This is a genomic window from Rhodococcus sp. P14 (assembly GCF_000256505.1).
Classification (GTDB): Bacteria; Actinomycetota; Actinomycetes; order Mycobacteriales; family Mycobacteriaceae; genus Rhodococcus; species Rhodococcus ruber.
The window spans coordinates 21,958-32,373 of the sequence record NZ_AJFC01000086.1; the positions used below are offsets into that span (position 1 = coordinate 21,958).

At 70.7% G+C, this 10,416-nt stretch carries 9 protein-coding genes; 1 reads left to right on the forward strand and 8 read right to left on the reverse strand.

Translation table 11 applies throughout. The annotated features are described in order from the left end of the window. Positions 1 to 48 precede the first annotated feature (48 nt). Together mddA and OEY_RS0106520 are read right to left on the reverse strand one after the other, a co-directional pair. Entirely contained in the window at positions 49 to 816 is a 768-nt protein-coding gene (mddA, locus tag OEY_RS0106515; RefSeq protein WP_010593087.1) for a methanethiol S-methyltransferase, read from the reverse strand. Positions 817 to 1,113: 297 nt separating this feature from the next. Further along, entirely contained in the window at positions 1,114 to 2,331 is a 1,218-nt protein-coding gene (locus OEY_RS0106520; RefSeq protein WP_010593088.1) for an erythromycin esterase family protein, read from the reverse strand. A gap of 113 nt (positions 2,332 to 2,444) precedes the next feature. Here OEY_RS0106520 and OEY_RS0106525 point away from each other — a divergent pair, with 113 nt between their 5' ends. Then, positions 2,445 to 3,149 (forward strand): MerR family transcriptional regulator, encoded by a 705-nt coding sequence (locus OEY_RS0106525; protein ID WP_010593089.1) that lies wholly within the window; start codon positions 2,445 to 2,447, stop codon positions 3,147 to 3,149. A gap of 32 nt (positions 3,150 to 3,181) precedes the next feature. Here the strand turns inward: OEY_RS0106525 and OEY_RS0106530 are convergent, their stop codons facing one another. The 6 genes from OEY_RS0106530 to OEY_RS0106555 all read right to left on the reverse strand — a co-directional run bounded on the left by OEY_RS0106530 (position 3,182) and on the right by OEY_RS0106555 (position 10,380). Beyond that, positions 3,182 to 5,443 carry an ATP-dependent DNA ligase gene (locus OEY_RS0106530; protein WP_010593090.1) on the reverse strand — a complete coding sequence of 754 codons (2,262 nt, stop codon included), beginning with the start codon at positions 5,441 to 5,443 and terminating at the stop codon, positions 3,182 to 3,184. 101 nt (positions 5,444 to 5,544) lie between these two features. Continuing rightward, positions 5,545 to 5,976 (reverse strand): type II toxin-antitoxin system Rv0910 family toxin, encoded by a 432-nt coding sequence (locus tag OEY_RS0106535; RefSeq protein WP_010593091.1) that lies wholly within the window; start codon positions 5,974 to 5,976, stop codon positions 5,545 to 5,547. A 71-nt stretch (positions 5,977 to 6,047) separates the two neighbouring features. Next, positions 6,048 to 7,682 carry a solute symporter family protein gene (locus tag OEY_RS0106540; protein WP_010593092.1) on the reverse strand — a complete coding sequence of 545 codons (1,635 nt, stop codon included), beginning with the start codon at positions 7,680 to 7,682 and terminating at the stop codon, positions 6,048 to 6,050. Positions 7,683 to 7,702: 20 nt separating this feature from the next. Beyond that, the gene (locus OEY_RS0106545; RefSeq protein WP_010593093.1) at positions 7,703 to 8,065 is read right to left on the reverse strand and encodes a DUF485 domain-containing protein; all 363 of its coding nucleotides are present in this window, start codon (positions 8,063 to 8,065) and stop codon (positions 7,703 to 7,705) included. Between the two features lie 160 nt (positions 8,066 to 8,225). Then, positions 8,226 to 10,037: a sodium/solute symporter gene (locus OEY_RS0106550; RefSeq protein ID WP_010593094.1), complete on the reverse strand. Its 1,812-nt coding sequence runs from the start codon at positions 10,035 to 10,037 to the stop codon at positions 8,226 to 8,228. Between the two features lie 7 nt (positions 10,038 to 10,044). Continuing rightward, positions 10,045 to 10,380 (reverse strand): hypothetical protein, encoded by a 336-nt coding sequence (locus OEY_RS0106555; RefSeq protein ID WP_010593095.1) that lies wholly within the window; start codon positions 10,378 to 10,380, stop codon positions 10,045 to 10,047. Positions 10,381 to 10,416 lie beyond the last annotated feature (36 nt).

Below are 10,416 nucleotides of genomic sequence, written 5' to 3' on the forward strand. Positions count from 1 at the left end.
CACGGCTCCGGTGCGGGGCGCCCGCACCGGAGCCGGCCCGGAACATGGTCAGGTTCGGCTCACCGCGCGCGGGCGCGGTACCAGCCGGGGCACGCGGGCGCTGTAGTCGCGGTACCGGTCGCCGAACGTCTCGGTCAGATCGTGTTCCTCGAACCGCAGTGCGACGAGGATGTATCCGGTGGTGACGGCGGCGAACAGCAGGTGCCCCACGCTCATCGTCGGCGCCACCCAGAACGCGATCAGGAAACCCAGATACAGCGGATGGCGCACCACCCGGTACAGCATCGGGGTGCGGAACTCGGCTTCGGCCGGCGACTTCCCGGCGAAGTTCCGCAGCACCTGGCGCAGGCCGAACAGGTCGAAGTGGTCGATCGCGAACGTCGATGCGAGCACGAGACCCCATCCGGCGAACGACACCGCGTACAGGGCCACGCGCACCGGGGTCGCGTCCACGTCCCAGACCTCCTGTGGCAGCGGACGCCACTGCCACATCACCAGCGCGAGGGCGGCGGTGGCGAACAGTACGAACGTGGAGCGTTCGATCGGTTGCGGGACGATGCGGGTCCACCGGCGCTTGAACCACGGCCGGGCCATCACCGAATGCTGAACGGCGAACACGGACAACAGGGCCAGGTTCACCATCACGGCCACGACGACGGGCGTCTGCGGCCCCTCGTCGATGGTGCGGGGCACCACGAGACCTTCGACCCACCCGATCGAGTACAGGAACACCGCGAAGAACACGGCGTAGGCGACCGCGCCGTACGCGGTCATCAGGGTACGGCTCAGGCCACCCCTGTCGGTCGTCTGCAACATCGTGAACCTTCCTCCTCCGGGCGCGGCGCCCGTGCCACAGTCGGCGGATGTGCCGTGTGACCACGGTGCGCCGACGCGGCGGAGGAGGACAGGCACCCCGGGGTGAGTTTTCCGGCACCCCGGCGGTCGTCCACCGCCCGGACTTGCTCGCACTTTCGGTATCTGCCCACGCCGTGGCCTGGGCGAATTCCGAAGATGCGAGCGAGTTCTTCCCCGTGCGGGCGCGCCGGAGCCTGTGCGCGAGACGCTCTGCCGCGCAGGGTGTCCGGACGGCGTGCCGCAGGCCCGCTGCGATGGCTACCAGTACCGGTGCCGCTTTCCGTCGGTGTCGGCGACGAAGACGATCGCGTCGGCGCCGTCCAGGTCGGCCGGGCCCAGCGGGATGTGGCCGGGCACGATCGGTGGGCCCGGGACGATCGACAGGTCGAGCGCGGCGCGCAGAGCCGGCGCCGGGAACAGGGCGCGTCGGGTCGTCGCCTCGGTCAGCACACGCTGAAGGGTGCCCGGCTCGCTGTGCGGGGCGGCGTCGGTCGCCACGACGAGGTAGCGCTCGCCGAGGGCGAGCCCGACGTGCGCGCCGGCGCTTCCCCACTGCGCCCCGTCCTCGCCGGCCTGCATGCGGGACTGCGCGCGTTGCAGGTGCGCATTGTGCGCGAACACCAGGACGGGTCCGCGTCGCCGCTCCTGCGCGACGATCGCGAGCAGGTTCTCGGCCATCATCTCGGCGCGCACGCCGAGCAGGGTGGCGATGCGATCGGGGGCGGGATGGGCCATGGCCGCGTGATAGCGCAACAGGCCCTGGGCGGTGCGCGCGTGCGCGACGGCCCGGTCGTAACCGGCCGGGTCGGCGGCACGCAGGGCCGGTGCCGCGCGCCGCAGCGCGCCGGCGATGTCGTCGGCGACGACGCGCAGAGCGCGGGCACGATCGGAATCGCCGACGGACGCCGCCGGGTCGAACATGGCCGCCTGGTCGGTCCAGTCCGCGTCCTCGCCGAGGAGGGCGTCGAGGTCGTGGACCGATCGGGGGCGCAGCGCCGCGGGCAGGTAGTCCCCGGCCCGGACCAGGGTGTGTCGCGGGCTCGGTGCACCGGAGTACTCCACCGGCGCATCGAAGCCGTGGAAGCGAACCCGATCCTGCGGCGCGCACCCGGCGTTGTGCGCGCGGAGCCACTCCACGAGTTCCCGGTTTCCCGGCACGGCGCCGAACCCGTGGCTGAATCCGGTCGCGAGCACCGTGTCGATCTCTCCTGGCGCCCCGGCCGCGTAGTCGTCGACGACGGAGGCGGCGAAGAAGTCGGTCTCCAGAACGATCGACCGGAACCCCCGTTCGACGAGGTGAGCGAGCAGTTCGTTACGCAGCAGCGGGAACGCCTCGATCCCGTGGGTCGGCTCACCGAGGGCCAACAGGACCGGCGGCTCGCTCCGCGCGGCGAGCAGGTCGTCGAGGGCACGGTCCACGCCGGCCGGGTCGTCGAGCGGACGGCCGATCCCGCGCAGTGATACGGCAGATGACATGACACTCCTTTACGGAAGGAACTGCCCTCGACGCTATCGTTGAAGAATCGAGTGAAGCTTCTGCGAACTCGACCTGCGATCGGCAGATCGAACCTTCAAACCGGAGGTGCGCGGTGCGACCCGTCGACCTGGCCCGGCAACACGGGTTGTCCGCACAGGCGATCCGCAACTACGACGACGCGGGAGTCTTCCCCCCGACCGAGCGCAGCGAGGCCGGCTACCGGCGCTACACGCCCCTGCATGCACAGGCGCTGCGCACCTTCCTCGCGTTGCGCGGGGGCCACGGACACCGGCCGGCGACGGAGATCATGCACGCGACCAATCGCGGCGACACCGAATCCGCCTACCGGCTCGTCGATGCCGCGCACGCCGCGCTGCTCGCCGAACGTGACACCCGCATCGAGGTGGCGACCGCTCTGGACGCCCTGGCCACCGCGACATCGACCCCCGTGCGCGGTCGACCGCTGACGGTGGGTGAGCTCGCGCGCCGGCTCCGCGTGCACCCGGCCACGTTGCGCACCTGGGAATCCCACGGCATTCTGCGGCCCGACCGCGACCGGGCCACGGGCTACCGCGAATACGGGCCGGAGTGCGTGCGCGATGCCGAGATCGCACGGCAGCTGCGGCGGGGCGGCTATCCGCTGACCCAGGTCGCCCGGTTCGTCGACTCCCTGCGCACGGCAGACGGCGCCGCCGCGTCGACGGCTTTTCTCGACGCCTGGCAGGACCGGCTGACCACGCGCAGCCGCGCTCTTCTCGCCGGCGCGGCCCAGCTCGACACCTACCTCACGATGCTCGAGCGGGCACGGCAGACGTAGCCGACGACCCCGCGCGGCCACGGATCCGGTTTCTACTGCGCGGGCCTCTTCACGTCCTGGGGGTCGATGTCGTCGCGCAGCCCGCGCCAGCTCGGATGCCAGAGCTTGCCGGCGTCGGTCCATTCCCGGAACCGCACCTCCCCCACCAGTTTCGGGGTCACCCACACAGCGTCCCGCGCGTCCTCGCGCGGAACGTCACCGGCGAAGGGGGTGGTGCGGCGCCGCAGACCGGCCAGGGCGACCGACAGATCGGCGAGCTCGGGTTCGTCGAAGCCGGTGCCGACACGGCCGACGTACTCCAGCCCGGCCTCGCCGTGCACGCCGACCAGCAGCGAGCCGAAGGTGCCGGCACGAGCCCCCTTCCCGAGGCGCCAGCCACCGATGACGACGTCCTGAGTGAGCCAGTTCTTCGACTTCACCCAGTCGGGGCTGCGCCGGCCCGGCACGTACACCGAGTTCCGCCGCTTGGCCACCACGCCTTCCCAGCCGCGCCGGGTGCTCTCCTCGAGCGCCTCGGATCCGTTGCCGCGCAGCACGTCCGGCACGATCAATCCGTCGGTCGCGGCCGCGAGCGCGTCGAGCACGCGTCGCCGGTCGGCGTAGGGCTTGCGGTACAGGGTCACCCCGTCGAGGTAGAGGACGTCGAACACGAAGTACTGCGGGGTGCCGCCGGTCCGCAGCAACGGAAAGCTCGTGACTCCGCCGGGGTCGCACGCGACCACCTCCCCGTCGAGGACGACGTCGTGTCCGTCGAGGACGCGGGTGAGGTCGGCGAGGGCGGGGTAGTCGCCGGTGATGTCGCGGCCGGAGCGCGAATGCAGCCGCAGCTGCCCGTTCTCGATCTCGGCCACGGCGCGGTAGCCGTCCCACTTCCCTTCGAAGGCCCATTCGTCGGCGTCGAGACCGGTCACCTCACCCGGTGTCGCGAGCATGGGCTCGAGGTCGCGCGGAAATCCCGAGGGCGGACCCGCCTGTCCGCCCTGGTCTTTCATGCGGTGGGCGAGCCACTGGTTGCCCGCCGTGCGGATCAGCGCGTACCGGCCCCGCACCCGCGCGCCGTGCAGGCGCACGATCACCTCGTCGTCGCGCCACTTCTCGGTCTCGTAGCTGCCGGTGTCCCAGATCGTCATGCTGCCGGCGCCGTACTCCCCCTTGGGGATGACGCCGTGGAAGGTGAGGTACTCGAGCGGATGATCCTCGGTGCGCACCGCGAGGTTGTTGCGGCCCGGGTCGTCCGGCAGGTTCTTCGGTACCGCCCACGACGCGAGCACCCCGTCGCGTTCGAGCCTCAGGTCGTAGTGCAGCCGGCGGGCATGGTGTTCCTGGATGACGAAGGCGTTGCCCGGCCCGGAACCCACGGCGGCGGGAACGGGTTCGGGCGTGCGGGACGGGTCGCGTTTGCCCCGGTACTCGGTCAGGGCGTCGGGCTCGGGCCGCGGCGGGTCGAGGTCGGCGAGCGGGTCGGGAGCGGTGTCCAGTCGCGCGAGCACCTCGTCGAACCGCAACTGGCGCAGCCCGGGATCGTCGAGTTCGTCCCAGGTGCGGGGCGCGGCGACCCACGGTTGCTCGCGGCCGCGCAGGGAATACGGGGCGATGGTCGTCTTGGCCTGGTTGTTCTGGCTCCAGTCGAGGAACACCCGCCCGCCGCGTGCGGCCTTGGCCATCGTCGCGGTGACCAGGTCCGGATGCAGAGTCTCGAGGTTGATCGCCACCTGCTTCGCCACGGCCGACGCCCCACCCGGGGCGAGTTCGCGGTCGAGCGGAACATACAGGTGTATCCCCTTGCTGCCGCTGGTGACCGGGTAGGCCGGCCAGCCCAGCCCGCCGACCATGTCGCGCACCAGCCGGGCCACCTCGGCGCACTGGACCAGGGTGACCCCCTCCCCGGGGTCGAGGTCGAACACGATCCGCGTCGCAGGGCCCGGAACGGAACCCGCGAACCGCCACTGCGGCACGTGCAATTCGAGTGCCGCCTGCTGCCCGAGCCAGGCCAGCGCCGCGACGGAGTCGAAGACCGGATAGGTGACCGAACGCTGCTTGTGGTGAACCGTCTTACGGGTGAGCCACTTCGGCGCGTGGGAGGCGACGTTCTTCTCGAAGAACGACTCGCCGCCGACACCTTCGGGCCAGCGCTTGCGGGTGCCGGGCCGGCCCGCGACGTGCGGCAGCATCACCGGGGCCACGGCCACGTAGTAGTCGACCACGTCGGCCTTCGTGGTGCCCGTCTCCGGGTAGAGCACCTTGTCGAGGTTCGTCAGGTTCAGACGACGGCCTTCGAACGTGCGGGTCGTCATCGCCTCATTGTGCCGAGCGCGGCCGGCGAGCGTGCAGTTCTCGCGCCGGCCTCCGCGTGTCGCCCGCGAAAAGTGCATCCTCGGCGCAGCTCATGGGCGGCTCAGCCGTACAGTTCGGCGAATCGGCGCAGTGAGGCTTCGATGTCGCCGTGCAGGGCCCGCGCGACACCCGAGCCGATCGGCCCGAACAGCGGCGCCCCGCCCAGGTCGATGTTCAGGCTGAGCACGGAACCGACCCCGACGGCCCGGACCGTCATCCGCAACTTGAAGCGGGTGCCGCCCTTGCCGGAACCGTGCAGGACGAGGTGGTGCGGCGAGTCGATCTCGCGGACGGTCCACGCGACCCGGTTGCGCATCCCCTTCACCGACACGACCGACTCTGCGGTGGTGCCGACGACGAGTTCGCTCGGCAGGTCGCTGCGCCACCCGTCGTGGATGGTCAGCCACTCGTCGAATCCGTGCAGGTCCGACGCGCGCACCCAGGTGAGGTGCGGTTCGAGCGGAAGGTCGGTCGATACCTCGAGTTTGGCCATGCCCGGCAGCGTAGACGCCGAAGCGCGGGCCCGGGGTGATCGACCCCGAACCCGCGCTCCGTGGGTGTTGCCTAGTGGGCGACAGCCTTTTCGACACCGACACCGGTGAGGGAACGGACCTCCATCTCGGCCTGCTTGGCCGGATCCTCCAGCTTGCGGCGCCCGATGAAGGTGCCGACGATGCCGAGGACGAAGGCCAGCGGGATCGACACGATGCCGGGGTTGGCGAGCGGGAAGAGGGCGAAGTCCGCGTCCGGGAACATCGAGGACGGCTTGCCGGAGACCGCCGGGGAGAGGGCGATGAGCAGCAGGCAGCTGATCAGGCCGCCGTAGATGCTGAACAGGGCGCCGGTGGTGTTGAACTTCTTCCAGAACAGCGAGTACAGCAGCGTCGGCAGGTTGGCGGACGCGGCGACCGCGAAGGCCAGGGCCACGAGGAAGGCGATGTTCTGGCCCATCGCGAGGATGCCCAGCACGATCGAGACCAATCCGATCACCACGACGGTGATGCGGGAGACCCGCACCTGGTCCTCCTCGGAGGCGTTGCCGCGCTTGATCACGCTGGCGTAGATGTCGTGGGCGAAGGACGCGGACGCGGTGATCGCGAGGCCGGCGACGACCGCAAGGATCGTGGCGAACGCGACGGCGGAGATGATGCCGAGGAAGATGGTGCCGCCGAGTTCGAAGGCGAGCAGCGGCGCGGCCGAATTCTCCTTGCCGGGGGCGCCGAGGATGACGTCCGGTCCGACCAGCTTGGCGGCGCCGTAGCCGAGCACCAGGGTGAACAGGTAGAACCCGCCGATGAGGGCGATGGCCCAGGTCACCGAGCGACGTGCTTCCTTGGCCGTGGGCACGGTGTAGAAGCGCATCAGCACGTGCGGCAGGCCGGCGGTGCCGAGCACCAGGGCGATGCCGAGCGAGACGAAGTCGAGACGGGTCATGTCGCTGATGCCGTACTTGGCGCCCGGAGCGAGCACGTCGCGACCGGCGACGGCCTCGTTGGTGGAGCTGTTGACCATGGCCTGCGCGTCGGCCAGCAGCTGCGAGAAGTTGCCGCGGACAGCCAGCAGGACGAGCACGAACATGATGCCGGCGCCGGCGACGAGCAGCACGGCCTTGACCATCTGCACGTAGGTGGTGCCCTTCATGCCGCCGACGAGCACGTACACGATCATCAGGACGCCGACCACGGCGACGACGATGCCCTGGCCGAGCTGGCCGTCGATGTTGAGCAGCAGCGCGACGAGGCCACCGGCACCGGCCATCTGGGCGAGCAGGTAGAACAGCGACACCGCGAGGGTGGACAGCGCGGCGGCCATGCGCACAGGCCGCTGCTTGAGCCGGAAGCTCAGCACGTCGGCCATGGTGAACCGACCGGTGTTGCGGAGCAGTTCGGCGACGAGCAGCAGGGCGACGAGCCAGGCGACGAGGAAGCCGATGGAGTACAGGAAGCCGTCGTACCCGTAGACCGCGATGGCGCCGGCGATGCCGAGGAACGACGCCGCCGACAGGTAGTCGCCGGCGATCGCGAAGCCGTTCTGCGGGCCCGAGAACTGCCCGCCGCCGGTGTAGAAGTCGGAGGCCTTCTTGGTCGAGCGGCTGGCCCGGATGACCAGGCTCATCGTCACGACGACGAACGCGACGAAGATCGCGATGTTGAACAGCGGGTTGCCGACGTCGGTGGCACCCTGAGCCAGAACTGTCACATGCGCGAGCGCATTCGTTGTCACTGGGCCGGTCCTTCCAGCTCTTCGCGGATCGCGGCGGACCGCGGATCCAGGTCACGATTGGCGAACCGCACGTAGAGCGCGGTGATGACGAACGTCGAGACGAATTGGCCGAGTCCGAGGATCAGGCCGAGGTTGATGTTGCCGAGCACCTTGGTCGCCATGAAGTCGGCGGCGTAGGTGGCCAGCAGGACGTACACGAAGTACCAGGTGAGGAAGAGCCCCGTCATCGGGAAGACGAACCGCCGGAGCCGGCGGCGCAAGTCCTGGAACTCCGGACTCGCCTGCATGTCGACGAAGTCCTGCGCATCGGGCGTGCGGCGTTCGAGCGCCCCGCCCTTGCCGAGGTGAGCTGTGGTCACTGCCGACTCCTTGGTCGTGGCTTCAGGGATCGCCCCTGTGAGGCGTACTACCAGTAGACCGTAGTGAGACCGGAGTCACACGAAAAGAAGGTGGCACCGGTCACACGGTGAGCTGTCGCCCGGTGCGGCGAACGGTCTGCCGGGCGCGACGAGTGGCAGCTCAGTGCTCCCCACGCGGGGACGGCTGGCCCGGTCCGCGGGGCTCTGCGGGAACGCCGGTGTCCTCGAACGCCCCGAGTTCCCGGTCCCGGCCCATCCCGAGCCGCTCGGGCACGTGCATGCGGGAGAAGACCCGCCCGACGTCCGCCGGGACGCGAGCGCGGGTGGCGAGGCTGACCACGATCATGGTGGCGAACGCGAGCGGCACACTCACGGCGGCCGGGTAGCCGACGACGGCGGCGACCCAGCCGCCACCGGCCTCGGGATCGATCCGCACCAGCACGACGACCAGGGCCGCGCCCCCAGCCACCACCGCGCCGGTCACCATGCCGGCGGCCGCGCCGACCGCGGTCAGCCCACGCCACCAGATGCCGAGCATCAGCAGCGGGCACAGCGTGGAGGCGGCCACCGCGAACACCAGGCCCACGGCCCGCGACAGGTCCAGCGACGTCACCGCCAGCGACAGGCCGAGGGGCACCAGGCCCGCGAGGACGGCCGCGATCCGGAAGTCGCGCACGCGTCCGCGCAGCACGTCGGTGGACAGCACACCGGCGACGCTGACCAGCAACCCCGAGGACGTGGACAGGAACGCCGCGATCGCCCCCGCGGCGACGAGCGCGGCGAGCAGCTGGCCACCCAGTCCGGAGAGCACCGACCCCGGCAGCAGCAGCACGGCCGCATCGGAGCGGCCCGTGATGAGCAGTTGCGGCACGTACAGGCGTGCGAACACCCCGAGCAGCGTCGGGAACAGATAGAACACGCCGAGCAGGGCGATCACCGCGAGCGACGTCATGCGGGCCGCTCGCCCGTCCGGGTTGGTGTAGAAGCGCACCAGCACGTGCGGCAAGCCCATCGTGCCGAGGAAGGTGGCGAGGATCAGCGAATACACCTGGAACATGGGGTGGGCGCCCCCGATCCCACCGCCGGGAGCGACCCAGTCGTCGTTGGTGGCGGGTGCCCCGGCCACCACCGGCACGGCCGCGCCGGGCTCGAGCACCAGCGCCGTGCCGGCGGCCACCTCGTGCTCACCGGGCGCGAGCAGCACGGTGCCGTCCACGGTCCGTCCGTCGACCCGTCCGGTCGCCGTGACCGCGAGGGGCTCGCCGACCTGGACGACGACATCGGTGGTGACGTCGACGGTGGTGCGCTCGGTGACCGTCGGGGGCGCCGGCCGGCCGACGGCGCGATCGTCGTCGAAGAAGTGGACGACGAGCACGAGGGCGGGCACCGCGACGGCGGTGAGCTTGAGCCAGTACTGGAACGCCTGGACGAAGGTGATCGAGCGCATGCCGCCGCCGACGACGTTGCCGACGACGATGACGGCGACCGCGACGACGCCGACCCAGTCGGGAACCCCGAGCAGGATGTTCAGCGTCAGTCCCGCGCCTTGGAACTGGGGGACGAGGTAGAGCACGCAGACGACGGCGACGATCACCATCGACAGGGTGCGCAGCCATCGCGCACCGAGCCGGAACTCCGCGAAGTCCGGCACGGTGTAGGCGCCGGACCGGCGCAGCGGGGCGGCGACGAACAGCAGCAGACCCAGGTAGCCCGCGGTGAAGCCCACCGGGTACCACAGGGCGTCGGCGCCGTACTTGGCGATGAGTCCGGCTACGCCGAGAAAGGAGGCAGCGGAAAGGTATTCACCGGAGATCGCGGCGGCGTTCCAGCGGGGTCCGACGCTGCGGGAGGCGATGAGGAAGTCGGAGGTGGTGCGGGCCAGCCGGACTCCGTAGATGCCGATCGCGACGGTGGCGGCGGCGGCGAAGACGAGACCGACGACGGTGGCGACGGGGATCGAACCGGTGTCCATGGGCCGCTCAGTCGTCGACCAGGTCGGTGAAGTCCTGCTCGTTGCGTTCGGCCAGGCGGACGTAGAGCCGGCCGATGCCGAGCAGCAGCGGGTACCCGACGAAGCCGAGCAGCAGCCACGGCAACCGGATGCCGAGCACGGTCACGTCCGTCAGGTGCGGCACGAAGTGGAACAGCACGGGCAGGGCGCACAGCAGGCACACCGCGACGAGCGCGAGCCGCGTGGCGAGGCCGAGCTGGGCGCGGACCAGGCCGCGCACCATCGCCTCCCCGACCTCGGTCTGTTCCTGGACCTCCACGCGGGTGCGCACCATGCGGGCACCGCGGCGCTGGGCGAGCACCACCCGTTCCCGCGGCGGCGGGCCGCCCGAACCACGCGG

Coding starts and splice junctions, on each gene's coding strand:
- mddA (WP_010593087.1), bottom strand. CDS start 816: ATGTTGCAGACGACCGACAGGGGTGGCCTGAGCCGTACCCTGATGACC.
- OEY_RS0106520 (WP_010593088.1), bottom strand. CDS start 2,331: ATGTCATCTGCCGTATCACTGCGCGGGATCGGCCGTCCGCTCGACGAC.
- OEY_RS0106530 (WP_010593090.1), bottom strand. CDS start 5,443: ATGACGACCCGCACGTTCGAAGGCCGTCGTCTGAACCTGACGAACCTC.
- OEY_RS0106535 (WP_010593091.1), bottom strand. CDS start 5,976: ATGGCCAAACTCGAGGTATCGACCGACCTTCCGCTCGAACCGCACCTC.
- OEY_RS0106550 (WP_010593094.1), bottom strand. CDS start 10,037: ATGGACACCGGTTCGATCCCCGTCGCCACCGTCGTCGGTCTCGTCTTC.